Source organism: Sphingobium indicum B90A, assembly GCF_000264945.2.
Taxonomy (GTDB): Bacteria; Pseudomonadota; Alphaproteobacteria; order Sphingomonadales; family Sphingomonadaceae; genus Sphingobium; species Sphingobium indicum.
This window is the reverse complement of record NZ_CP013070.1, coordinates 534039-558827: the sequence shown is the minus strand read 5'-3', so window position 1 is coordinate 558827 and position 24789 is coordinate 534039. Positions and strand designations below refer to the sequence as shown.

Genomic DNA, 24789 nt, shown 5'->3' with positions numbered 1-24789 from the left:
GACGAAAGACATGACTTTCCAGTCTCGCAAAAACATCGTCCGCATCGGTGCGCTCGCCCTGATGGCGTTGCCGCTCTCCGCCTGCCAGACCGACCAGGCCGCCAATCGCGGCGTGCAGTCGATCCATCAGCCGGTCGTCAGCAACGCTGCCTTCACCTACGACGTGCAGGCAGGCCCCGATGGCGGCCTCACCGCATCGGAGGCCCGCCGGCTGGACGACTGGTTCGTTTCCATCGGCCTTGGCTATGGCGACCAGGTCGCCATCGCGACGGACGCGGGCTATTACAGCCCGGCGCTGCGCGAAGGCATAGCCGATGTGGTGGCGCGCCACGGCATGCTGGTGGGCGAAGACGGCACCGCCGTCGCCGGCGCCGCGCCGCAGGGGGCCGTGCGCCTGATCGTGCGCCGCGCCACCGCCAGCGTGCCCGGCTGCCCCGACTGGTCGGACAAGCCGGAAACCGACCAGCAATTGGGCGCGTCGACCAATTTCGGCTGCGGCGTGAACGGCAATCTGGCGGCGATGATCGCCAATCCGGAGGATCTGGTGCGCGGCCAGACCACCGACAGCGACCTGCGCACCGCCACGTCCAACCGGGCGATTTCGACCTATCGCGAAAAGGCGCCGACCGGCTCCGGCGACCTTAAGACCCTGTCGGGAGGCAATTGACATGAACGCACCCTGGAAACCCGGCGCATCCGGCCAGCGTGACCCCTTCCATGCCTTCGTCTGCGACGATCACAGTTTCGACCTGCTGCGCGTCGTCGCGGCGGAAATGGGCTGGGCGCCGGAAAAGGTGAACAAGGGCGGCATGCGTAACGCCGTGCAGTCCCTGTCGATCACCGCCTCGCCCCAGATCCTGTTCATCGACATGTCGGAAAGCGGCGATCCGCTGAATGACATCAACAGCCTGGCCGAAGTGTGCGAACCCGGCACCGTCGTCATCGCGGCGGGCCAGGTCAATGACGTGCGCCTCTATCGCGACCTGCTGGCCAGCGGCATCCAGGACTATCTGCTCAAGCCCTTCGGCGCCGACCAGTTGCGCGATGCGCTGGCCCAGGCGCAGGCGGTGTTCTTCGCGCCCCGCGACGCCGGCCCCGAACGTCCGCATATGACGGCGGCGGTGATCGGCACGCGCGGCGGCGTGGGCGCGTCCAGCATCGCCACCTCGCTCGCCTGGCTGCTCAGCGACAAGCAGAAGCGCCCGACCGCCCTGCTGGACCTGGACGTCCATTTCGGCACCAATGCGCTGGCGATGGACCTGGAGCCGGGCCGCGGCCTGACCGACGCCATCGAAAATCCCAGCCGCATCGACGGGCTGTTCATCGAACGCGCCATGGTGCGCGCAAGCGACACGCTGGCCATATTGTCGGCCGAAGCGCCGATCAGCCAGCCGTTGCTGACCGACGGCGGCGCCTTCTACCAGTTGCTGGAGGAGTTCCGCGCCGCCTTCGAATGCAGCGTCATCGACCTGCCGCGCGCCATGCTGATCCAGCATCCGCACCTGATGAGCGACGTGAACGTCACCGTCGTGGTCACCGAACTGACCCTGGCGGCGGCGCGGGATTCGATCCGCATCCTGTCCTGGCTCAAGACCAATGCCCCGCAATCGCGCGTGCTGGTGGTCGCCAACCGCGTCCATCCCGGCGCCCCGGAAATCAGCCGCAAGGATTTCGAACAGTCGATCGAGCGCAAGGTCGACGTGCTGATCCCCTTCGACCTCAAGGTCGCTTCGCAGGCGGCGAAACTGGGCAAGACTCTGGCGGAAACGGCCAAGGGCAGCAAGGTCGGCGCCGCCTGCAACACCCTGATGGATGCGGTGGTGGGCGCGGCGGAGGATGCGGAGGCCGATGAAGGTCGCCCGACCGCGTCGAAGAAGGGCGATTCCCTGCTGGGCAAGATCAGCGATCTCAAGAGCATGATCCCTTCGCGCCGCAAGGACAAGGCTTCGGCCTGAACAGGACGGGGCGTGCCGCCTGAGGGCGGCGCGTCCACTTTGATGGAACCGGACGGGAAACGGGCAGGCACATGAACGGCAATATCATCCTGATGGCGGTGCTGCTCGCAACCATGCTGGGCCTGGTCGTCATGGCCTTCAGCGGCCCGTCGCCCGAAAAGGCGCAGAAGCGCCGCATGGAACTGATCCGCGGCCGGCACAGCGATTCCACCGACGCCATATTGGAAGCGCGCATGCGCAAGGCGATTTCGAACCGCCCTGCCGGCAATGAAGCCTCGATGCTGGTGTCCCTGGTGCCCAACCCGGAAAACCTTGCCAAGCGCATCCGCATGACCGGCAAGAAATGGACGGTCAGCCAGTATATGACGGCCTGCGCTGTCATATTCTTGGCTCTGTGCGCCCTGCTGATGCTGCGCGGATTCCCGCCGCTGTTCGCGGTGATGCTGGGCCTGGCCGCGGGCCTGGGCCTGCCGCATATGTGGGTCAGCCGTCTGATCAAGGGCCGCGTGCTGAAGTTCAATGCCAAATTCCCCGATGCGCTGGAACTGCTGACCCGCGGCCTGCGCTCCGGCCTTCCCATCGCAGAGACGCTGAACGTCGTGTCGAACGAGGTTCCCGGTCCGGTGGGGGAGGAATTCAAGCTGATCACCGAACGCATCAAGATCGGCAAGACCATGGACCAGGCGTTGCAGGAAACCGCCGACCGGCTGGGCACGCCCGAATTCCAGTTCTTCGTGATCAGCCTGGCGATCCAGCGGGAAACCGGCGGCAACCTGGCGGAAACCCTGTCCAACCTTGCCACCGTGCTGCGCCAGCGCGCCCAGATGAAGCTCAAGATCCGCGCCATGTCCTCCGAATCCAAGGCGTCGGCCTATATCATCGGCGTGCTGCCGTTCACGGTCTTCGGCCTGATCTGCTACATCAACTATGATTACATGTCGCCCTTCTTCACGCCCGATCCGGCGGGGTTGTTCGGCCTTTCGACCATGCAGGTGATCGGCATAGGCGGCATGTGCTGGATGAGCATCGGCGCCTTCATCATGGCGCAGATGATCAACTTCGAGATTTGAGGAAGCCGACAAGATGGAAAGCACACCCGTCCCCGCCGGCACCCTTTTCGGCCTGACCGCCACGGATTTCGGCACGCTGCTCGCCGCCCTGGCGACGCTTGCGACGCTGTTCGCCCTCTATGCGGTCATGACCGTGCGCGATCCGATGGCCAAGCGCGTCAAGGCGCTGAACGAACGGCGCGAGCAGTTGAAGGCGGGCATCACCGCCTCCACCGCCCGCCGCCGCGCCAAGCTGGTGAAGAAGAACCAGGCGACCGACCAGATGCGGTCGTTTCTTTCCAACCTGAAGGTTCTGCAGGACGATCAGCTCAAGGAAGCGCAGATCAAGCTGGCGCAGGCGGGCATCCGGTCGAAGGACTGGGCGGTCGCGGTGATCTTCGGCCGGCTGATCCTGCCCATCGTCATCGGCGGCATGGCGGCGCTGCTGCTCTATGCCGTGGGCATCTACCCGGAATGGGGGGGCGCGAAGCGCTTCATGGCGTTCGCCGGCGCGCTGCTGCTCTCCTACAAGGCGCCCGACATCTTCATCGACAACAAGATTCAGAAGCGTTCCGCCGCGATCCGCAAGGGGCTGCCCGACGCGCTCGACCTGCTGGTGATCTGCGCAGAGGCCGGGTTGACCGTCGACGCCGCCTTCAGCCGCGTCGCCCGCGAACTCGGCAAGGCCTATCCGGAACTGGGCGACGAATTCCACCTGACCGCCATTGAACTCAGCTTCCTTACCGAGCGGCGCATGGCGTTCGAGAATCTGGCCACCCGCGTCAAGCTGGACGCGATCAAGGGCGTGGTCACGACCATGATCCAGACGGAAAAATACGGCACGCCGCTGGCTTCGGCCCTGCGCGTCCTGTCCGCCGAGTTCCGCCACGAACGCATGATGCGCGCCGAGGAAAAGGCCGCGCGCCTGCCCGCGATCATGACCGTGCCGCTGATTCTCTTCATCCTGCCGACCCTCTTCGTCGTCATTCTGGGTCCGGCCGCCTGCTCGATCAGCCAGGCCTTCTAAATTCTGGAGGGCGCAGCAAGGGGCGCTGCCGTAGCGTCCCTTGCTGCGCCCCTGAAGGCCGCTGATTTTCCGCCTTGGCGAAGCGGCCGATCCTGCCCTATCCCCTTTTGCAAAGACGCAAATCCGGAGAGGTCCATGGTCGCCTTCACCCGCATCGCCGCCCGCGCCGCGCTGCTCATCCCGCCCCTGCTCGCCGCCCTGCCAGCGCAGGCCGCGCAGCCCATCACCGGCCGCTGGGCCACGGTCGACGGCAAGGCCATCGTCCAGATCGCCCCTTGCGGCAAGACGCTCTGCGGGCGGATAGAGAAGATCGTGAAGCCCACCCCCGGCCGCCCCCCGACCGACATCAAGAACCCCGATCCGGCCCAGCGCGGCAAGCCGCTCACCGGGCTGGCGCTGCTCACCGGCTTTGCCGATGCGGGCGATCTGTGGAAAGGGTCGATCTACGACCCCGAAAGCGGCAAGACCTATAACAGCAAGGTCAGCCGCAACGGCGACGGCACGTTGAAGGTGCAGGGCTGCATCATGATGTTCTGCAAGACCCAGACATGGACGCCCGCGCGCTGATCGAATGACCCCTTTTGGATGAATCCAGCCATCCCCCCTCCCGCAGACGGCAGGGGTTCAGGGGGTGGGCCAGCACGACATCAGCGGCGATTCCCGGCGGCCAGGCCGGAAGCTGGCCGCGCTCGCCCTCAGCCTCCGGCCCGAAAAAGAAATGCCCCGGCGACGGCCGGGGCATTTCTTTTCATCTCTGCCGCCCGGTTCAGGCCGCCTTGCGCGCCTTGGTCAGCTTCTTCATCAGCATGTCCCGCTTCAACCGGGACAGATGGTCGATGAACAACACGCCCTGCAGATGGTCCATCTCATGCTGGAGACAGGTGGCCAGCAGCCCTTCCAGCCGCTCCTCATGGATGCGTCCGTCCCTGTCCATCCAGCTTGCCCGGATGCTCGCCGGCCGCTCCACTTCCGCGAACTGGTCGGGGACGGACAGGCAGCCTTCATTATAGACCGACAGATCCTCCGACCCATCCAGGATTTCCGGATTGATGAACACCATCGGCTTCTTGACCGGCGGCGCGCCTTCCTCGTCGGATTCGGGTTCCTGCAGGTCGATCACCAGCACCCGCTTGGGCACGCCCACCTGGATCGCGGCCAGACCGATGCCCGGCGCGTCGTACATGGTTTCGAACATGTCGTCGATCAGGCGCTGCAAATCGTCATCGATCGCCTCCACCGGAGACGAGATGGTGCGCAGGCGCGGATCGGGCGCCTCCAGGATGGGAAGAATGGCCATGGCGTCAAAATAATCGGGCGGCCGGAAAATTTCAAGCGACCGCCACAGTCACCCCAGCGGCCGCCGCGCCCGAAGCGCCTGCGCCAACGTGCCCTCGTCCAGATAGTCCAGTTCGCCGCCCACGGGCACGCCATGCGCCAGTTGCGTCAGGCGCACGGGAAAGCGCTCCAGCCGTTCGGCCAGATAATGGGCGGTGGTCTGTCCCTCCAGCGTCGCGTTCATCGCCAGCACCACCTCGTCTATGCCGCCCGCCTCCACCCGCGCCACCAGCGCATCGATGGACAGATCCTCCGGCCGCACGCCCTCCAGCGCCGACAGCCGGCCGCCCAGCACATGGAAGCGGCCCGGAAACAGCCGCGACTTGTCGAGCGCCCAGAGGTCCGCCACATCCTCCACGACGCAGAGCGCCCGCGCATCCCGGCGCGGATCGGCGCAGATGCCGCAGGGATCGACGGTGTCGACATTGCCGCACAGGCCGCACGTCACCAGCCGCTCGTTCACCGCGTCCAGGGCGCGCAGCAGCGGCTCCAGCGCGGATTCCCGCTTCTTGAGCAGGTGCAGCACGGCGCGCCGCGCCGAACGCGGGCCAAGGCCGGGCAGGCGGGACAGCGCCTGCGTCAGCGCTTCGATCTCTGGAGAAGCCATGGAACCGGAATAAGGGCTTGCAAGTCGTGGACACAAGGGGTTTGAGGAGCGTCTTTGAAAATGCGTCTCTCAGCGCTTTTCGGAGGCGGCACGGGCCCGCTCCCTCACCCGGCCACCCAACGGCAATATCATTTGGGTGGTCGGGTGGGGGAGCGGGCCGGCGCCGAGACCCAACAAAAGGCCCGCCATGCGTATCGTCTATATGGGAACCCCCGATTTCGCCGTTCCGGCCCTGGTCGCGCTGGCCAAGGCGGGGCATGAGATCGTCGCCGCCTACAGCCAGCCGCCTCGCCCCGCCGGACGCGGCAAGGCGCTGCGCCCCTCCCCCGTGCATGCGAAGGCGGAAGAGATGGGCATAGAGGTGCGCACGCCGGTTTCGCTGAAGGATGCGGACGTGCAGGCCGCCTTCGCCGCGCTGAACGCCGATGTCGCGGTGGTCGCCGCCTATGGGCTGATCCTGCCCCGCCCGATCCTGGATGCGCCGCGCCTGGGCTGCATGAACATCCACGCCTCCCTCCTGCCCCGCTGGCGCGGCGCTGCGCCGATCCAGCGCGCCATCCTCGCCGGCGACAATGTCACGGGCGTCACCATCATGGACATGGAGGCAGGGCTGGACACCGGCCCGATGCGCGCCAAGCATGTGACGCCCATAGAGGACAAGACCGCCGGGGCATTGACGCGGGAACTGGCCGATGCGGGCGCGGAACTGATGGTCGAGGTGCTGGACGACATCGCCCTCCATCCCCCCGTCGCCCAGCCGGAGGAAGGCGTCACCTATGCCTCCAAGATCGAAAAGGCGGAATCGCGGATCGATTTCGGCCGCGACGCGCATCAGGTCGAACGGCAGGTGCGCGCCTTCAACCCGGTGCCCGGCGCCTTCTTCGAATATCGCGGCGAGCGCTTCCGCATCCTTGCCGCCCATGTCGAGGGGGATGAAGGCCCGGCGGGCGAATTGCTCGACAACAGCCTGCTGATCGGCTGCGGCCATGGCAGCATCCGCCCGACGCTGATCCAGCGCGCCGGCAAGGGCGCCATGTCGGCGGGCGAATTGCTGCGCGGCTATGAGATGCCGGCGGGCAGCCGGGTCGACGCCTGAACCCATGGCCCGTTTCGCCTTCACCGTCGAATTCGATGGCCGCCCCTTCATGGGCTGGCAACGGCAGGCCCATGGACCGAGCGTGCAGCAGGCGATGGAGGACGCCATCTTCTCCGTCACCGGCGAACGGGTCGCCGTGCATGCGGCGGGCCGCACCGATGCCGGCGTCCACGGCCTTGGCATGCGCGCCCATGCCGACATTGCGAAGGACATGACGCCGTTCCGCCTGATGGAGGCGCTGAATGCGCGCCTTCGACCAGCGCCGGTCGCGATCCTCGCTTGCGAGACCGTGCCGGACGACTGGCATGCGCGCTTCTCCTGCACCGGCCGCTCCTATGTCTATCGCATCGTCAACCGCCGCGCCCCGCTGACCTGGGAAAGCGGACTGGCCTGGCGGGTGATCCAGCCGCTGGATGCGGAGGCGATGCAGCGGGCCGCGCAACTGCTGGTCGGTCGGCACGACTTCACGACCTTCCGCTCGGTCCATTGCCAGGCGGAAAGCCCGGTGAAGACGCTCGACCGGCTGGACGTGGAGCGCGCGGGCGACCGCCTAGCCATCCATGCGGAGGCGCGATCCTTCCTGCACCATCAGGTGCGGTCGATGGTGGGATGCCTCGTCATGGTCGGCATGGGGCGCTGGTCCCTCGGCGATCTGGAAGCGGCGCGGGATGCGAAGGACCGGGCGGCCCTGGGGCTGAACGCGCCGCCGGACGGGCTGTATTTCGTGAGCGCGCACTATCCCAACGCGTGAAACGCGCGCGGGCGGGAATGCGGTTAAAGGCTCGTCCGGAACGGCGTGAAATTCGTGCCCTCGTCGAACACGTCCAGCCCCTCGGCGCGCTTGAGGCGGCCGACCACCACATAGGTGACGGGCGTCAGCACCGCTTCCCAGGTGACCTTCATCAGCCAGTTGGTGACCATCACCGTCGCCACCTGCGCGCTGGTCCAGTCGCCGTAGAAGGCGAGCGGATAGAAAAGCAGGCTGTCCACCCCCTGCCCCACCACGGTGGAACCGATGGTGCGCATCCACAAATGCCTGCCCTGCGTCAGCAGCTTCATCTTGGCGAGGACGAAGCTGTTGGCGAACTCCCCCGCCCAGAAGGCGGCGACGGAGGCGAAGACGATGCGCCATGTGCTGCCGAACACCGCCTCATAGGCCTTCTGGTCCGGCCAGCCCTCCGCCGGGGGCAGCTTCACCACCACCCAGCTCATCAGCGCCATGAACAGCATCGCGCCAAAGCCGGCCCAGACGCAACGCCGCGCCCGCGCATAGCCATAGACTTCGGTCAGCACGTCGCCCAGCACATAGCCCAAAGGAAAGAAGAGGATGCCCGCGCCAAAGGTGAAGCCGCCCAGCGTCGAGAGCTTCGCCGCGCCGATCAGGTTGGACAGCAGCAGGATCGCGACGAAGCCCGCCATGCAGAAATCGAAATAGCGCAAGGGCCGCCCGCCCAGCGCATAGGCATCGATTTTCCTGACCCCCGCATCGCTCATGCGCCCCTGCATATCGGGCCGACGCGCAAATGCAATGCCGCCCATGATTGCAAGCTGGGCGAAGCCCCGCTATCGAACGCGCCGACGGCCCCGTAGCTCAGCTGGATAGAGCATTCGCCTTCTAAGCGAATGGTCACAGGTTCGAATCCTGTCGGGGTCGCCATCTCCCCTTTCAGTTCAGCGCTTTTCCTGGTGATCGGCGCGATCCCGGATCGGCCGCATGGCCTGATAGACCATGCCGCTCAGCAGCAGGCTGCCCTGCCGCGACAGATGGTCGTCGTCCGAATAAAGCGGCACGCCATGCATCATGGTCGCGCAATGGCCGCTGCGGCAAAGAAGGCGGTGCGGATAGACGATGCCCGCCGCGAAACGCCGCCGCATCTCGTCGAAGGCGCCGAACACGCCGCGCTGCCGCCGGAGGTAATCCGCCAGCGACAGGTCCAGTCGCGCCGGTTCGCTGTAGAGTTCCGCCCGCGCCAGGCTTTCCGGCACGTTGCGGCGGAATTCGGGAATGGGCGCGACCAATATGACCCGCTTGCCCATGCCGGTCAGCGCCCGCACGCTCTCCCTCAACCCGGCGCGGAACAGCAGGGCGTCGCGGCTGAGGCTCCTGTCGTCATCCGCGTCCCGGCCCAGATAGCAGGGCGTCCCGCCTTCGGGACGGCGCCCATTGGCGCACAGGCCCCAGCGGGACACCAGGAAGACGGTGTGGATGGTCGGGCTGTCGCGCAGCATCGCCAGCACCTGGGCGTTAAAGGCGCTGCAGTCATGGCTGGCGGGCTGGTCCAGCCGGTCCAGCCCCAGCAGGGTGGGACAGGCGGGATAGGATGCTATCCGGCCAGACAGGCCCAGCGCATCGCCCGCCTGGTCGAACGCGGGTTTCAGCGCATGGGCGTGGGAATCGCCCCACAGCAGGAAGCTGGGCGGCGTGCCGTTATGCGCGCCCACCGCGCACAGCGCCCGGTGCCGCACCGCCGCCATGCCCGAACAACGCTCCGGCAGATAGGCCATGCTCCCGCTCGCCGCATCGAGCGCCGCGACGGAGGGCGCCACCCGCGCGGGCAGGCCGCCGGACAGATAGAGCAGCGCGCCCGCCCCGCACCCCGCCGCCATCATCGCGCCGGCGAGGGCAAAGGCGCGGCCGGTCGTGAAGCGGCGCGCCCTGCGGAACGGCTCCTCGATGAAGCGCCAGGATAGAGCGGCGAGGAGGAGCGAGAGCAGGATGATGAACAGTTGCTCCCGCAACCGCCAGTCGCCGTCCGTCCGATAGGTCCAGAAGACGACCAGCGGCCAGTGCCACAGATAGAGCGAATAGGAGATGCGGCCGACCGCCACCGGGGCCGCTCCGGCCAGCATTCGGCTGACCGCCGACCCGCCTTGCCCCGCATGCAGGATCAGCATCGCGCCCAGCACCGGGTAAAGCGCGTTCAGGCCGGGAAAGACGGTCGCGCCGGAAAAGCCGAACAGCGCCCAGCCGATCGACGCCAGGCCGGCCAGCGCGCAGAGCTGCGCCGCCCATCGGCTCCGCAGCGGCGGCAACAGCCCGGTCGCCAGCAACGCGCCCGCCAGCAGCTCCCAGGCGCGGGGAAAGGGAAGGTAGAAGGCCAGCACCGGCGCGCGGTCGACCAGCAGCAGCGCCGTGCCGAAGGACAGGAGCGCCACCGCCCCCAGCAGGAGCCTCGTCCGCCCTCCCGCCCGGACGGCGCAGAGCATCAGCAGCGGGAAGAGGATGTAGAATTGCTCCTCCACCGCCAACGACCATGTGTGCAGCAACGGCGCTTCCTCCGCCGCGCTGCCGAAATAGCCGCTGTGCCGCGCGAAATGGAGGTTGCTGGCGAACAGCACCGTCGCCGCCGCGCTCAGGCCAAGCGCGCGATAGTCCAGCGGCAGCAGGATGCGGCTGCCGACGATGATGGTGACGGCGATGGTCGCAAACAGCGCGGGGAATATCCGGCGGATGCGCCGCACATAGAAGTCGGTGAGGCTGAACCGGCCTTCCGCCAGTTCCCGGCCGATGATCGAGGCGATCAGATAGCCGGAGATGACGAAGAAGATGTCGACGCCGACGAAGCCGCCGGAAAAGGGCCAGAGGTCGACATGGTAAAACAGCACCGGCAGCACCGCCAGGGCGCGCAGCCCGTCTATGTCGCGCCGATAGGCGGTTGATGGACAGGCTTCGCCGACGGGCAAAGCGGAACAGGATATGCTGGCGGCGATGCTCTTTTCCTCCCTGTTTTAGGGACTTGGCGGGCAGGCATTGGTGATAAAGCCCGTAGCGGCGAGCGCACCGGCGCATCGGGACAGGTGCAAGGGGCAAAGGTGTTAGGCGACGTGGACAGGTACCGGAGACTGACCGATTTGGGTGAATTCCCGCCATTCCCCCTTTCGTCACCCCGGGCTCGACCCGGGGTCCCGCTTTCTTTCTGAGTCCGCGCCCAGCCCAAGGCAGCGGGACCCCGGATCAAGTCCGGGGTGACGGGAAACTAATGACCGCCACTGGCCACTTCCCGGCATTTTCGAATGCGCCCCCTCCGCCCAGGCTCTCATGAGCCACCTGTCTCGTTCGAGCGCCTCCCCAGGAGCAAGGCGCGCCGTGGGGAGACCCCGTAATCTGACCGTCCGCTATTCCACAGCCGCCGACAGCATTTATTTACCATCCGCACCTATGATGGCGCGATCATGAATGGACGCGCCCCATGATCTACAAGGCCTTCGCCGCCGTGACCCTGATCGCCGCTCCGGTCATCGTATTGACGGTGCAGAGCTTCGCGCCCCGCGCCAGTCATGCCGTGCCGACGGCCGCGGTCGCCCCGGCTCCAGCGCCTGTGGTGATGCCCGCCGAGGCCATGCCCTCCCCGCCGCCGGCCCCAATGTCGGGCGCCGCCGACTTCGGCCAGCCCATGCCGGAGGCGGGAAAGCCCTTCCTCGCTCCAGGCGCCGGGCTGCCCGCCGCGCCGGCATCGAACGTGACGCCGGTCGAGGACGCGCAGCCGTCGGACGAGACGCCCCGATAAGGCCGGCCTCACATTCCCTTGAACGTATCGCACTGCGCGGGGTCGCCGCTGTCCAGCCCCTTGCGCAGCCAGGTCATTCGCTGCTCGCTGGTGCCATGGGTGAAGCTCTCCGGCACGGGACGGCGACCGGCCGCCTTTTGCAGCGTGTCGTCGCCTATGGCTTGCGCCGCCTTCATCCCCTCCTCCAGATCGCCCGGCTCCATCAGGCCGGTGCGCTTGGCCCAGACGCCCGCATAGCAGTCCGCCTGCAATTCGACCCGCACCTGCAACGCATTGCCCTGTTCCTCGCTGACGGCGCGCTGGCGCTGGTTCACCTGCCCAACGTCCCCTCCAGATCCTGCACATGATGGCCGACCTCATGCGCGATCACATAGGCCTGGGCGAAATCGCCGGGCGCGCCGAAGCGCTGGCGCAGTTCGTTGAAGAAGTCGGTGTCGAGATAGACTTTCCCGTCATTGGGGCAGTAAAATGGCCCCATGGCGCTCTGCGCCGCGCCGTATCCCGACACGCCGCTTTGGGAATAGAAGGACAGGACCGTCGGCTGATATTGCCGGCCGGCCTGCTGGAACAGCGGCCCCCAGACGCGCTCGGTCGATCCCAGCACCTTCAGGGACCAGTGCTGCACGTCGCTCAGCCGGGAAGCGTCGCGACTGACTTGCCCGCCCTGCGGCATCTGGCCGCCGCCGCCCATCAGGCTCAGGGGATTGACGCCCATGACGACAAGAATGATCAGCACCACCACGATGCCGCCGCAGCCGAACCGGCTGCCGATCAGCGGCAGCAACAGACCCAGCCCCCCGCCCAGCCCCCCGCCCGGCCCCCCGCGACCGTCCTGAATCTCGAAATTGGCGCTTTCCCGTTCGTCGTCGAGCCGCATCTCGTCCCTCTCTTTCCCCGCCCTGCCTATTCCATTCCGCCGCCGGTGGAAACGTCCCGATGCCCTGCGGGTTGCGGCGGGCGCGCTGTCGCATGACGAGATTGTAACGAGACATTCAGTTGGAATGCGACAAGACTATTCTATATTGCGGTGCGACATGGCCGATACCGAATCCCAGCCGCGCCGCCGCGCCAACATGCCGCTGCCCCTCCCCCGCGAAGTCGCCCTGTTGCTGCAGGGCGGCGGAGCGCTCGGCTCCTTCCAGGCGGGGGTCTATCAACGGCTGGACGAGCTGGGAATCGACGTCAGTTGGGTCGCGGGCATCTCCATCGGCGCGGTCAACGCCGCCATCATCGCCGGCAATCCGCCGCACAAGCGCCTCGCCCGGCTCAAGAAATTCTGGCTGACCGTGTCGGGCGGCATGCCCAATGTCGTGCTGCCGGAAATCGACCATATCCGGGAGGCCGCCCATCTGATGGCGGCGGGTTCGGTCGCCACCTTCGGCGTGCCAGGCATGTTCCGCCCGCGCCTGTGGCCCGCGACGCTGATGCCGGAAGGGACGCCGGGCGCGATCAGCTTCTACGACAGTGCGCCGCTCAAGGACACGCTGGACGCCTGCGTCGACTGGGATCTGCTGAACGACGGGCCGGTGCGCCTGTCGGTGGGCGCGGTGGACGTGGAAAGCGGCAATTTCGCCTATTGGGACACGCGCGGCCGGGGCGGCAACACCCGGATCGACGCGCGCCACATCATGGCGTCGGGCGCCCTGCCCCCCGGCCTGCCGCCGATCGAGATCGACGGGCGCTGGTATTGGGACGGCGGCATCGTGTCCAACACGCCGCTCGCCCATGTGCTGGACCATCAGAGCGCCGACATGCTGGTGTTCCAGGTCGACCTGTTCCCCGCCGAAGGGCCGATGCCCCGGCAGATGACCGACGTCTATTCCCGGACCAAGGACATTCAATATTCCAGCCGCACCCGCCAGGTGACCGACCAGTATCTGCGGCTGCGCAAGGAGCACAAGGCGATCCGCGCCCTGCTGGACAAGCTGCCGCCCGAATTGCAGGAGGACGCCGACGCGCAGCGGCTGCGCCAGTTGCTGGACGTCGGGTCGGTCAACATCGTCCACCTCATCTATCGCAGCCGCGCCTGGGAAAGCGGGGCGCGGGACTTCGAATTTTCCCGCTCAACCATGCTGGATCACTGGTCGCAGGGCCGCGACGCGGTGGAGGAAGTGATGCACCAGGGCGACCTCATCGCCCGCAACATCGTCAACGGGAAAAGCTCCACCTTCGACCTCGACGCGCCCGACCATCTCAAGGAGAAGCAGGCATGAGCAAGTCCCTGTCCGGCCAGAACTTCGCTGGAAAGACCGCCCTCATCACCGGATCGACCTCCGGAATCGGCCTCGCCTATGCCAAGGCGCTGGCCGGAGAAGGCGCGAATGTCGTCATCAACGGCTTCGGCGATGCGGACGCGATCGAGAAGGAGCGCGCCGGGCTGGAGGCGCTGAGCGGGGCCAAGGCGCTCTACAGCGGGCACGACCTGACCAGGACCGACCAGATCGAGGCGATGATGCAGGAGGCGGCCGACGCCTTCGGCGGCGTCGACATCCTCATCAACAATGCCGGGATGCAGCATGTCGCCCCGGTCGAGGAGTTTCCGGTCGACAAATGGAACCTCATCATCGCGCTCAACCTCAACAGCGCCTTCCACACCTCCCGCCTCGCCATTCCCTATATGAAGCGGAAGAAATGGGGGCGCATCATCCAGACGGCATCGGCGCATTCGCTGACCGCCTCCCCCTATAAGAGCGCCTATGTGACGGCCAAGCACGGGCTGGCGGGCTTCACCAAGACTCTGGCGCTGGAACTGGCGACCTTCGGCATCACGGCGAACTGCATCTCGCCGGGCTATGTCTGGACGCCGCTGGTGGAAAACCAGATTCCCGACACGATGAAGGCGCGCGGCATGACGCGGGAGCAGGTGATGAACGACGTGCTGCTCGCCGGGCAGCCGACCAAGCAGTTCGTGACGGTCGAGCAGGTGGCGTCCATGGCGCTCTATCTGTGCAGCGATGCCGCCGCCAACATCACCGGCGCCAATATGAGCATCGACGGCGGCTGGACCGCGCAATAGCCATGGGTGTCCGACCGCCAATGGCGGCTGTTTCCTAACATGGATCGTGTCATATTGGGAACAGCTGGAAGGATTTGTATTCATTGAGGAAACCCGATGCGGTCGGCGCAGGTTATCCCCTCCGACACGCCAAGCGGCGAAATTGGAAAAGGGACTCCTCATGAAGAAATATCTCGTTGCGGCCGCACTGGTTGCGGCCCTGCCCTCGGTCGCGTCGGCGCAGGAGGAAGCCGCTCCCGACGGCACCCAGGCCTTCGGCGTCGAACCCTATGTCGGCATATTGGGCGGCTATCACAGCTTCGACCGGCGCACCGAATTCGGCAGCGTTCCGGGCGAGACGATCATGAACGGCGCGATCATCAGCGGCGTCGCGGGCGTCAACGTGCCGCTCGGCCCCGTCTTCGTCGGCGTCGAGGGCAATGCGACCAAGGGTTTCAGCGACATCGACTGGGAATATGGCGTGAAGGGACGCTTCGGCGCGCGGGCCGGGGAAAGCGGCATGATCTTCGCGTCGGCCGGCTATCAGTGGGTGAACGGCAAGGGCGGCTGGCCGGACCGCAAGGACTGGATGTACGGCCTGGGCGTGGAAGTCGGCCCCAAGGACATCGGCCTGGGCGGCATCACCGGAAATAGCGGCATCCGCCTGCGCTTCCAGACCGAAACCTATGATTTCGACAGCTTCCGGCCCACGGCCGGCGTGATCTTCCACTTCTGACGCCTCCCATGGCATCGGCAGGAGCGCCCGTCGGCAATGGCGGGCGCTCCTGTCATGCCCAAAGGGGGCAGGGCATGCCGAAGGCCCCTTAAAAGCCGGGTTGAATCCGCTTATGGTCCCCCCTCCATCAGGGAGACCCATCGATGCGTTATGCGTTGACGGCCGTCATGGCCGCCGCCAGCCTTATCTCCATTGCCCATGCCCAGCCCCCCGGCGCGTCCGCCCAAGGGGCGACGCCATCCAGTGCCATCGCGGCGACCATCGCGAAGGACATGGACGGGCTGATGACGCTCTATCGCGACCTGCACGCCAATCCCGAACTGTCGGAACAGGAAAGCGCCACCGCCGCCAAGCTCGCCCGGCGGTTGAAGGCGATGAAGTTCGCCGTCACCGAAAAGGTCGGCGGAACGGGCGTGGTCGCGGTGCTGAAGAACGGGTCCGGCCCGGTGCTGCTGATCCGCGCCGACATGGACGGGCTGCCCGTGACCGAGCAGACCGGCCTGGAATTCGCCTCCAGGGTGAAGGCGAAGACCGCCGACGGCGCCGAAACCGGCGTGATGCATGCCTGCGGACATGACACGCACATGACCGCCTTCATCGAAACGGCGCGGCTCCTGTCATCGATGAAGGAGGATTGGAAGGGCACGCTGGTGATGATCCTCCAGCCCGCCGAAGAAGTGGGACGCGGCGCCCGGCTGATGCTGGAGGATGGACTCTACACCCGCTTCCCGCGCCCGACCCATGCCATCGCCTTCCACGACGCCGCCAATCTGGAGGCGGGGAAAATCGGCTATACGCCGGGTTTCGCGCTCGCCAATGTGGACAGCGTCGACCTGCTGGTGCGCGGCGCGGGCGGCCATGGCGCCTATCCGCAGACGACCCGCGACCCGATCGTGCTGGGCGCGCGGATCGTGACCGCGCTGCAAACGCTGGTCAGCCGGGAACAGGATCCGTTCGATCCGGCCGTGGTCACAGTCGGCAGTTTCGCCGGCGGCGCCAAGCATAATGTCATTCCCGACGACGCGAAGATGCTGCTTACCGTGCGCAGCTATTCCGACGAAACGCGGGAAAGGCTGATCCGCGGCATAGAACGCATCGCCCGGGGCGAGGCCATTGCCGCGGGCGTGCCGGACGACAGGATGCCGCTGCTCTCGGTCAAGGACGAATTCACGCCTTCCACCTACAATCCGCCCGCCTTCGCCAACCGGATGGCGGAGGTGCTGAAAAGCCATTTCCCCGAAGGCACGGTCAGCGAAACCAGACCCTCCATGGCCGGGGAGGATTTCGGCCGCTATTACCGCGCCGACAAGAGCATCGAGAGCTTCATCTTCTGGGTCGGCGGCGTGCCGGCGGACCGGATGGCGAAGGCCGCGGCGGGCGAGATCAGCCTGCCCTCGCTGCACAGCCCCTTCTGGGCGCCGGAGGCCGACAAGGTCATCGCCACCGCCAGCGAAGCCATGACGGTGCTGGCGATGCACATATTGAAACGGGATTGAGGCGGAGAAGTGGGATCGGGATGGGAAGCCCCTCATTTCCCCCTCCCGCAGGCGTTCAAACGCGGCACGTGACTCGTTTGAAGGGGCTAGGGGGTGGGCTGGCGCGACATCTGCGTCGTTTTGCAACCGCTAACCTGGAAGCTCGCTTCGCTCGCGCCGCCCCCTAACCCCTCCCGCCTGCGGGAGGGGGAATGACTTGGCCTGGCCAAAAGCCACCCTGCCCGGCAACCCATGAAAAAGGGCGCCACCTCCCGGCAGCGCCCTTTCCCAATCCATAACGCCGGTCAGGCGCCGGCAGGCGACGGATCGCCGAACGGCCCCTTGCGCCGCCGGGTCTTCGGGATCGAGGATCCGACCGCCGGGATCGTGGAGGGCTTGATCGTCGTGCCGTCGTCGCGGGTGATCTCGCCCTTGTCGAGCAGCGTCTTGATCTCCTCGCCGCTCAGCGTCTCATATTCCAGCATGGCGTTGGCGAGCAGGTGAAGCTGGTCCTCATGACCCTTCAATATTTCCTGCGCCCGCGCATAGCCCTGCTCGACCAGCCCGCGAATTTCCTTGTCGATCAGCTTCGCCGTCTCGTCCGACATGTGGACGCGCTGGCTCTGCGAATAGCCGAGGAAGGTTTCGCCCTGCTGCTCCTCATATTGCAGCGGACCCAGCTTGTCGGACATGCCCCATTGCGTGACCATGTCGCGGGCCAGCTTGGTGGCGTACTGGATGTCGCCCGACGCGCCGCTGGACACCTTGTCGTAACCGAAGATGATCTCCTCCGCCACGCGCCCGCCCATGGCGACGGCCATGTTCGCGTGCATCTTGTCGCGGTGATAGCTGTAGCTGTCCCGCTCCGGCAGGCGCATCACCATGCCCAAAGCGCGGCCGCGCGGGATGATCGTCGCCTTGTGGATCGGGTCGGACGCCGGTTCATGGACGGCGACGATGGCATGGCCCGCCTCATGATAGGCGGTCATCTTCTTTTCATCGTCGGTCATGACCATGGAGCGGCGCTCGCTGCCCATCATGACCTTGTCCTTGGCGGCCTCGAACTCGTCCATGGCGACCAGACGCTTGCCCCGGCGAGCGGCCATCAAAGCCGCTTCGTTGACGAGGTTCGCAAGGTCGGCGCCGGAGAAACCGGGCGTGCCCCGCGCAATCGTGCGCGGATTGACGTCCGGCGCCAGCGGCACCTTCTTCATGTGCACGGCCAGGATCTTCTCGCGGCCTTCGATGTCGGGGCGCGGCACCACGACCTGACGGTCGAAGCGGCCGGGACGCAGCAGCGCAGGGTCCAGCACGTCGGGGCGGTTGGTCGCCGCGACAATGATGATGCCCTCATTCGCCTCGAAACCGTCCATCTCGACCAGAAGCTGGTTCAGCGTCTGCTCGCGCTCGTCATTGCCGTTGCCCAGGCCCGCGCCGCGATGGCGACCGACCGCGTCGATTTCGTCGATAAAGACGATGCAGGGCGCGTTCTTCTTCGCCTGCTCGAACATGTCGCGCACGCGGCTCGCGCCGACGCCGACGAACATCTCGACGAAATCCGAACCCGAAATGGTGAAGAAGGGCACGCCCGCCTCGCCCGCGATGGCGCGGGCCAGCAGCGTCTTGCCGGTGCCGGGCGAACCGACCAGCAGCGCGCCCTTGGGGATCTTGCCGCCCAGGCGGGCGAATTTGCTGGGGTCTTTCAGGAACTCGACGATTTCCTGCAATTCCTCCCGCGCTTCATCGATGCCCGCGACGTCATCGAACGTCACCTTGCCATGCTTTTCGGTCAGCAGCTTGGCCTTCGACTTGCCGAAGCCCATCGCCCCGCCCGCGCCGCCGCCCTTCTGCATCTGGCGCAGCACGAAGAAGGCGATGCCCAGGATCAGCAGGAACGGCAGCGACTGGTAGATCAGGATCATCCAGAAGCTCGGCTGCTCCTCCGCCTGGCCCGAATATTTGACGTTATAATCGTCCAGCAGGCCGGTCAGGCCCGGATCGTTCACCGGAACGGTGCTGAATTTCTGCCCGCTGGTCAGCGTGCCGGAAATCCGGTCGGCGGCGATGGCGACGTCCTTGACCTGGCCTTCCTGCACCTTGGCGCGGAATTCGGAATAGGCGATGCCCGCCCCCGCGCTCGACGCCGTGCGGCTGTCGAACATCGAGACGAACAGCAACAGGGCGACGATCACCCCGGCCCATATCATCGCGCTCTTGATCCAGGGGTTGCCCTGCGGGTCTTTCTCGTCGTTCATTCACCACTCTCTTTCACCCGGCAAGATAGGGTGCCGCAGCAAAATCGCAAGCGCCCCCCGCCTGAGGTCAACCGCCGGCAAATTGCGACAGGGCGATATAGGCCAGGATCACCGCGACCCCCGCCGACAGACCGCAAAGCATATAGCCGGTATAGAGCAGCATCGGCGGATGGGGCCGTTCCATCCGGTGATTGCGCTGCGCCGCCGAAAGAATGACGCTGGCCAGCAGGCCATAGGTCACCGCCGCAAATTCAAACATGAATCGAAAATTCCCACGCTCAATCGGCTTCATTAACCAGCATAGGCGTTAAGGAAAGGTCATTGCGCCCGGTCAAATCGACGGATTGTTCATCGCATGCGCCAAGCCGCGGAACCTTTCCGTAACGATCATTGCCAACGTCGCTGCGGCGCCGCCATCAGCGTCCAGCGCACCCCGCCCTTGAGGACGAGGCGGCCGATGCTCATCTTCCCGCCCCTGCGCGCCGCCGCGATCAGCCGGTCCACCGCCTCCCCGCGGAGGGGAACGGCATCGGGCTGCAAGCGCGCCACCATGCGCAGGATCAGGCGGCGGAGCAGTTCGCGAGGCAGGTCGGTCCGGTCCAGCGCCAGCCCGCCGCCATCGGGCAGCACATGGCGCGCCTCCAGATCGTCGACCATCCAGTCCAGCGCTTCCTCCGCCTCCGCCAGGGCCGCCGCGCTGCGCCCCGCCGCCGCCGCGTCGATCCAGTCGACGCCCGCCAACGCCGCGCGCAGGGCCGCCCGGTCGAAGCGCGCATCGCCGTTCGACGGATCGTCGACATAGGGCAGGCCGCGTTCCAGCGCATAGGCCAGCAAATCCGCCTTGCGCTTGCCCAGCAGCGGCCGCAGCACCGCGCCCTGCCGCGCCCGCACGCCGGCCAGCCCGCCCACGCCCGCGCACCGGTTGAGCCGCATCAGCAGCGTTTCCAACTGGTCGTCGGCATGATGCGCCGTCAGCAGCCAGTCCAAGCCGCGCGCCGCCCGCCATTCTTCCAACAGGGCATAGCGTTGCGCCCGCGCCCAGCTTTGCACATTGCCCCGCACCGCGCCCTGCGGATGCAGCGTCGCATGCGCGATCCCGGCATCGCGGCACCAGTCCGCGACCATCGCCGCCTCCGCCGCCGAAGCCTCACGCAAGCCATGATCGACCGTCGCCGCTTCGACCCGCCCCGGAAAGGCCCGCGCCGCCAGATCGAGCAGGGCCATGCTGTCCGGCCCGCCCGACACCGCCACGCCGAAACGGGCGCTGGCGGCATTTTCCGCCAGCGCCCCGATGGCCTGCTTCAACTGCGTTTCAAGATCGCCCTCAGCCATGCGGCCCTCAGGCCGTGCACTTGGCCCTGGTCCGGCCCTTGTCCATCATCCCGCGCAGGCCGTTCGACAGGCTGGCGCCATAGACCTGCTCCAGTTCCGCATAGACCTTGCACGCATCGGCGGGCTTCTTGAGCTGGATCAGCGCCTCGCCCAGATAGGCCAGGCTGTCGGCGGCGCGGTCACCCTTGGGCCGCTTCTGGTAATTTTCGTAGAAGGCGACGGAGGCCAAGGCGGGCTTGCCGTCGTCCAGATAGGCGCGGCCCAGCAGGTTCGCGGCCTTGCTGGCGACGGGGCTGGCGCCATATTTGTCCACGGTCGCCTTGAGCTGCGCTTGCGCCTCCGGATAGAATTTCGCGTCCCACAGGCGGAAGCCATAGGTATAGGCATCGTCCGCCTCATTGCCTGTGGAGGGCCGCTCGATCGCGGCGACGGCGATCTTGCGTTCCTCGCTCGCGCCATTGGCGGCGGGGCGCGGCGCGGCCGGCCGGGCCGATGCGCCGGTCGCCGGAGCGGACGAGGCGGAGGGGCCGAGCGCCGTCGGCGGCACCACGGCAGGCGCTGCGCGGCTTTCCTGCTCCGCCTTGTAGCGGTTGAACGCCTCTTCCAACTGCTTGAGCTTGAAGGCGTTTTCCTCGACCTGCCCGGTGATGGAGGCCAGTTGCGATTCCAGCGCGTTCACCCGCGCCGTCAGGTCGGCAACCGGCGTGGACGCGGGCGACCCCGGCACCACCGCCGGGGCGGCGGGGCGGGCGATCTCCGCCTCCAGCGGCGCGCCGGCCGGGAACACCTTGCGCTGCACGGCGCGCATTTCCTTCTCCAGACGGTCGACGCGCACGTCGACGCTGACATTCTGCGCCGATAGCGGCGGCGCGAGCGCGACCAGCGCCAGTGCGGCCGTCGCGAAAAAAGCGTTACGCATGATGATCCCCGACTTATATCCGGCCTTAACCATAAGGTTATAATCCGCCCGGTAAAGCGCGACTTTGCGCCAAATTCCGCTGAATCGCCCCTGAACGGATCAGTCGGCGGCGGCCGGAGCCGGCCCCGACGCAGACGCCGGAGCGACGGGCTCAGGCGCGGCCGGAGCCGACCGCCCCTGCACCTGTCCCGCGGCGGGCGCCGCCCGCGCCAGCAGGGCTTCCGCATTGACCGGCACGTCGGCGATGGTGCGGTCCGGCGGTCCCAGCGGCGCGATCGGCTTGCCGCCGACCGTCACGGCCAGCGCCTGCGGCCGACCCGTCAGGATCATCGGATTGCGGGCATTGGCGGGAAGGGTGAAGCTCTCCCCCTTCTTCATCAGCCCGTCCTTCAACCGCTCGCCCGTCTCGTCATAGATGCGCAGCCAGACATCGTCATTGGCGGTGAACACGACCGTCTGCACCACCGGCGCCGCCGGGCGCGCGCCCGCCGCCGGCTTCGTAGCGGCAGGCGCGGGCGCGGCCTGCTGCGCGGCGATCTCCTCCCCCGTCGGCGGGGTCATCACCTGCGTGCGCCAGACGGCGAAACCGGCGACCAGCAGCACGACGATGGCCGCCGCCGTCCAGGCCAGCGCGCGGGAGGGCACCCGCGCCGGATCGGCCGGCTCGAACGCCTCGTAGCGGTTGCTGCCCAGGTCCGAATTATGCACCGCGCTGCGCACGTCGGCGGCAATCGCCACCTCGTCCACGTCGATGGCGCGGGCATAGGCGCGGGCAAAGCCCACCGCATAGGGAATGCCGGGCAGGGCGGCATAATCGTCGCGCTCTATCGCCTCCAACTGCCGCTGGGCGATGCGCGTCCGGGTGGCGACATCCTGTATCGACAGGCCCTGCGCCTCCCGCGCGGCGCGCAAGCGCGCGCCCGGAGTATCGGGCTGCCGTTCCGGCGCGGCGCCGGATTCCAGTTCGGGTTCTTCTGCCATGCTGCTCCGCGACCTTTGAAGGCTGGCCTTGTCTCATTGCGGGACGGGGATTGTCAACGCCGCGCCGGCCCCAAAAGCGCCGGCCGCGCCGCCCCTATCCCCTTTAATTCAATTCAATAGCATGTTCGCCGGCCCAGTCGACCAGCGCCGAACGAATATCCGTTACCCCCTTGTCCAGCAGATCGCGCATGAACCGGCGCAATTCCGCCGCGTCGACGGTGCGGATCATCGCCTTCACGGGTCCGACCGAGGCCGGCGTGATCGACAGGCGCCGCACGCCCAGGCCGATCAGCGCCATCGCCTCCAGCGTGCGCCCCCCCATCTCGCCGCACACGCCCACCGGCACCTCATGGTCTTCGCAGGCGCGCACCACGCGGTCCAGGAAACGCAATATGGCGATGCTCAGCCAGTCGTAGCGCTCCGCCAGCCGTGGGTGGGCGCGGTCGGCGGCGAACAGGAACTGCGTCAGGTCGTTGGTGCCGATGGACAGGAAATCCAGCCTGGGCAGCAGCAGGTCCAGCACCTCCGCCAAAGCGGGCACCTCCAGCATCGCGCCGTAACGCACGGCGACCGGCAGCTTCTTCTTCTGCGCCACCAGCCATTCGCGCTGATGTTCCACCAGGGCGCGGGCCTGCTCATATTCCCAGGGTTCCGACACCATCGGGAACATGACGTGCAGCACCTTGCCCGCCGCCGCCTCCAGCAGGGCGCGGGCCTGCGCCTTCATGAGGCCATCCCGGTCCAGCGCCAGCCGCAGCGCGCGCCAGCCCATGGCGGGATTGTCCTCCAGCTCCTCCTCCGCGTCGCGGGCCATATAGGGCAATGCCTTGTCCCCGCCGATGTCGACCGTGCGGAAGACGACCGGCCGGTCGCCCGCCGCGTCCAGCACGTCGCGGTAGAGCCGCTGCTGCTTTTCCCGCTGCGGCAGGGTGGCGGAAACCAGGAACTGGAATTCGGTGCGGAACAGGCCGATGCCGTCCGCGCCCACCAGGTCCAGCGCCTGCGCATCCTCCCGCAGGCCGGCGTTCACCATCAATTCGATCCGCTGGCCGTCGATGGTGACGGACGGCAGGTCGCGCATCGCCGCGAATTCGGCCCGGCGCTTCTGCGTGACGTGCAGCCTGTTCTCGAACGCCTCGTCCATGTCGGACGTCGGGCGGATCAGCAGGGCGTTGGCGCCCACGTCCATCAGGATCAGGTCGCCCTCGTTCACCTGATGCCGGATGTCGCGCACGCGGCCCAGCACCGGCACGCCCATGGCGCGGGCGACGATGGTGACATGGGCGGTCAGCGATCCTTCCTCCAGGATCACGCCCTTCAGCCGCCGCCGGTCATATTCCAGCAGTTCCGCAGGCCCCAGGTTGCGCGCGATCAATATGGCGTCCTGCCGCAATCCCAGTTGCGCCGCCGTCCCCAGCTGCCCCGACACGATCCGCAGCAGGCGGTTCGCCATGTCCTCCAGGTCGTGCATCCGGTCCTGGAGCAGCGGATCGTCGATCTGCCGCATGCGCATCCGGGTGCGCTGCTGCACGCGCTCGATCGCGGCCTCGGCGGTCAGGCCGCTGTCGATCGCCTCGTTGATCCGCCTGATCCACCCTTCGTCATAGGCGAACATCTTGTAGGTTTCGAGCACCTCCTGATGCTCGCCCTCCGTGCCGAATTCGGCCGCCCCCGTCATGCGGTCGATCTGCTCGCGCATCTTGGCGAAGGCGGAAATGACGCGGGCGCGCTCCGCCTCCGTATCCTCGGCGACGGTATGTTCGATATGGACGCGCGGCTGGTGGAACACGGCATGCCCCCGCGCCATGCCCATGACGAGCTGCAATCCGTGCAGCACCGTGCTGCCCGTGTCCTGCACCCGGCTGTCCAGCGGGCCGTCATCGGCCAGTTCCGCATTGGCGATCAGTTCGGACAGCACCATCGCCACGGTCTGGAGCGCCTCGATCTCCACCTCCTCATAGCGGCGCGGCTCGACATGCTGGACGCACAGCACGCCGATGGCGCGTTCCCGCCGCACGATGGGCACGCCGGCAAAGCTGTGGAACAGTTCCTCCCCCGTTTCCGGGCGATAGCTGTAGTCGGGGTGCGAGGCCGCCTCGTCCAGGTTCAGCGTCTCGACATTGGTGGCGATCATGCCGACCAGCCCCTCGCCCATCGCCATGCGGGTGACGTGGACGGCCTCCTGCTTCAAGCCCCGCGTCGCGAACAGTTCCAGCAGCCCTTCGCGCACCAGATAGATGGAGCAGACCTCGCTCGACAGCGATTGCCCGATGATCTCCACCACCTTGTTCAGCTTCGCCTGCGCGCTGGTGCGCGCCGCCATCACCTCCTGCAGGCGGGTGAGGATCTGGCGGGCGGCGGCGGCGGGCGTGCTGGGCATGGGTCAAGCGCTAACAGATCGCGCCGCCGCTTTCCAAGGCGAATATGTGCGGTTCCGGCGGATTTTCCCTGGACGGACATGGCGGAAATGAACGATGCTTTCGTTTACAGCCGTAAAATCTCAGGATTCAGGGAGATGA

The 24789-nt window shown here is 66.9% G+C and carries 22 protein-coding genes, 1 tRNA gene and 1 pseudogene; 13 read left to right on the top strand and 11 right to left on the bottom strand.

Annotation, left to right across the window (positions count from 1 at the left end; genetic code table 11):
* Positions 1 to 10 precede the first annotated feature (10 nt).
* The 5 genes from SIDU_RS02870 (at position 11) to SIDU_RS02850 (ending at position 4598) form a co-directional block, all read left to right on the top strand.
* Positions 11 to 667, top strand: coding sequence for a CpaD family pilus assembly protein (locus SIDU_RS02870; RefSeq protein WP_007684260.1), 657 nt, complete (start codon positions 11 to 13; stop codon positions 665 to 667).
* Between the two features lies 1 nt (position 668).
* The gene (locus SIDU_RS02865; RefSeq protein ID WP_007684258.1) at positions 669 to 1955 is read left to right on the top strand and encodes a pilus assembly protein CpaE; all 1287 of its coding nucleotides are present in this window, start codon (positions 669 to 671) and stop codon (positions 1953 to 1955) included.
* 71 nt (positions 1956 to 2026) lie between these two features.
* Complete coding sequence (locus tag SIDU_RS02860) at positions 2027 to 3025, top strand: type II secretion system F family protein (protein ID WP_007684256.1); 999 nt, start codon at positions 2027 to 2029, stop codon at positions 3023 to 3025.
* A 13-nt stretch (positions 3026 to 3038) separates the two neighbouring features.
* The gene (locus SIDU_RS02855) at positions 3039 to 4031 is read left to right on the top strand and encodes a type II secretion system F family protein (RefSeq protein ID WP_007684254.1); all 993 of its coding nucleotides are present in this window, start codon (positions 3039 to 3041) and stop codon (positions 4029 to 4031) included.
* 135 nt (positions 4032 to 4166) lie between these two features.
* On the top strand, positions 4167 to 4598 hold the full coding sequence (locus tag SIDU_RS02850; RefSeq protein ID WP_007684252.1) for a DUF2147 domain-containing protein: 432 nt from the start codon (positions 4167 to 4169) through the stop codon (positions 4596 to 4598).
* Between the two features lie 199 nt (positions 4599 to 4797).
* Here the strand turns inward: SIDU_RS02850 and def are convergent, their stop codons facing one another.
* Together def and recR are read right to left on the bottom strand one after the other, a co-directional pair.
* Positions 4798 to 5328: a peptide deformylase gene (gene def, locus SIDU_RS02845; protein WP_007684250.1), complete on the bottom strand. Its 531-nt coding sequence runs from the start codon at positions 5326 to 5328 to the stop codon at positions 4798 to 4800.
* 48 nt (positions 5329 to 5376) lie between these two features.
* The gene (recR, locus tag SIDU_RS02840; RefSeq protein WP_007684248.1) at positions 5377 to 5973 is read right to left on the bottom strand and encodes a recombination mediator RecR; all 597 of its coding nucleotides are present in this window, start codon (positions 5971 to 5973) and stop codon (positions 5377 to 5379) included.
* 187 nt (positions 5974 to 6160) lie between these two features.
* Here recR and fmt point away from each other — a divergent pair, with 187 nt between their 5' ends.
* Both fmt and truA read left to right on the top strand, forming a co-directional pair.
* Positions 6161 to 7069 (top strand): methionyl-tRNA formyltransferase, encoded by a 909-nt coding sequence (gene fmt / locus SIDU_RS02835; protein WP_007684245.1) that lies wholly within the window; start codon positions 6161 to 6163, stop codon positions 7067 to 7069.
* A 4-nt stretch (positions 7070 to 7073) separates the two neighbouring features.
* Positions 7074 to 7820: a tRNA pseudouridine(38-40) synthase TruA gene (gene truA / locus SIDU_RS02830; protein WP_007684243.1), complete on the top strand. Its 747-nt coding sequence runs from the start codon at positions 7074 to 7076 to the stop codon at positions 7818 to 7820.
* 23 nt (positions 7821 to 7843) lie between these two features.
* On the opposite strand, the gene SIDU_RS02825 is transcribed toward truA, so the two are convergent.
* Positions 7844 to 8563: a queuosine precursor transporter gene (locus SIDU_RS02825; RefSeq protein WP_007684241.1), complete on the bottom strand. Its 720-nt coding sequence runs from the start codon at positions 8561 to 8563 to the stop codon at positions 7844 to 7846.
* 86 nt (positions 8564 to 8649) lie between these two features.
* Here SIDU_RS02825 and SIDU_RS02820 point away from each other — a divergent pair.
* Positions 8650 to 8726, top strand: a tRNA-Arg gene (locus tag SIDU_RS02820).
* Between the two features lie 14 nt (positions 8727 to 8740).
* Here SIDU_RS02820 and SIDU_RS02815 read toward each other — a convergent pair.
* Positions 8741 to 10753, bottom strand: coding sequence for an acyltransferase family protein (locus tag SIDU_RS02815; protein WP_007684240.1), 2013 nt, complete (start codon positions 10751 to 10753; stop codon positions 8741 to 8743).
* Between the two features lie 506 nt (positions 10754 to 11259).
* Between SIDU_RS02815 and SIDU_RS02810 the strand changes: the two genes are divergently transcribed.
* Positions 11260 to 11577, top strand: a complete 318-nt coding sequence (locus SIDU_RS02810; RefSeq protein ID WP_007684239.1) for a hypothetical protein — start codon at positions 11260 to 11262, stop codon at positions 11575 to 11577.
* A gap of 8 nt (positions 11578 to 11585) precedes the next feature.
* Here SIDU_RS02810 and ypfJ read toward each other — a convergent pair.
* Positions 11586 to 12454, bottom strand: a pseudogene (gene ypfJ / locus SIDU_RS02805) (KPN_02809 family neutral zinc metallopeptidase).
* 157 nt (positions 12455 to 12611) lie between these two features.
* Here ypfJ and SIDU_RS02800 point away from each other — a divergent pair.
* The 4 genes from SIDU_RS02800 (at position 12612) to SIDU_RS02785 (ending at position 16804) form a co-directional block, all read left to right on the top strand.
* Entirely contained in the window at positions 12612 to 13790 is a 1179-nt protein-coding gene (locus SIDU_RS02800) for a patatin-like phospholipase family protein (RefSeq protein ID WP_007684238.1), read from the top strand.
* Complete coding sequence (locus SIDU_RS02795) at positions 13787 to 14593, top strand: 3-hydroxybutyrate dehydrogenase (protein WP_007684237.1); 807 nt, start codon at positions 13787 to 13789, stop codon at positions 14591 to 14593. Before SIDU_RS02800 ends, SIDU_RS02795 begins: the two co-directional genes overlap by 4 nt.
* A gap of 160 nt (positions 14594 to 14753) precedes the next feature.
* On the top strand, positions 14754 to 15308 hold the full coding sequence (locus SIDU_RS02790) for a hypothetical protein (RefSeq protein WP_007684230.1): 555 nt from the start codon (positions 14754 to 14756) through the stop codon (positions 15306 to 15308).
* Positions 15309 to 15451: 143 nt separating this feature from the next.
* On the top strand, positions 15452 to 16804 hold the full coding sequence (locus SIDU_RS02785) for an amidohydrolase (protein ID WP_007684228.1): 1353 nt from the start codon (positions 15452 to 15454) through the stop codon (positions 16802 to 16804).
* 284 nt (positions 16805 to 17088) lie between these two features.
* Here SIDU_RS02785 and ftsH read toward each other — a convergent pair whose 3' ends face one another.
* From ftsH to ptsP, 6 genes are all read right to left on the bottom strand, one after another.
* Positions 17089 to 19038, bottom strand: a complete 1950-nt coding sequence (gene ftsH / locus SIDU_RS02780; protein ID WP_007684226.1) for an ATP-dependent zinc metalloprotease FtsH — start codon at positions 19036 to 19038, stop codon at positions 17089 to 17091.
* 67 nt (positions 19039 to 19105) lie between these two features.
* Positions 19106 to 19297 (bottom strand): hypothetical protein, encoded by a 192-nt coding sequence (locus SIDU_RS02775; protein ID WP_007684224.1) that lies wholly within the window; start codon positions 19295 to 19297, stop codon positions 19106 to 19108.
* A 128-nt stretch (positions 19298 to 19425) separates the two neighbouring features.
* On the bottom strand, positions 19426 to 20370 hold the full coding sequence (gene tilS / locus SIDU_RS02770) for a tRNA lysidine(34) synthetase TilS (protein WP_007684223.1): 945 nt from the start codon (positions 20368 to 20370) through the stop codon (positions 19426 to 19428).
* A gap of 7 nt (positions 20371 to 20377) precedes the next feature.
* Complete coding sequence (locus tag SIDU_RS02765; RefSeq protein ID WP_039979775.1) at positions 20378 to 21289, bottom strand: tol-pal system YbgF family protein; 912 nt, start codon at positions 21287 to 21289, stop codon at positions 20378 to 20380.
* A gap of 99 nt (positions 21290 to 21388) precedes the next feature.
* Positions 21389 to 22270 (bottom strand): helix-turn-helix domain-containing protein, encoded by an 882-nt coding sequence (locus SIDU_RS02760; protein ID WP_007684219.1) that lies wholly within the window; start codon positions 22268 to 22270, stop codon positions 21389 to 21391.
* A 103-nt stretch (positions 22271 to 22373) separates the two neighbouring features.
* Positions 22374 to 24650: a phosphoenolpyruvate--protein phosphotransferase gene (ptsP, locus tag SIDU_RS02755; RefSeq protein ID WP_007684218.1), complete on the bottom strand. Its 2277-nt coding sequence runs from the start codon at positions 24648 to 24650 to the stop codon at positions 22374 to 22376.
* Between the last annotated feature and the right edge of the window lie 139 nt (positions 24651 to 24789).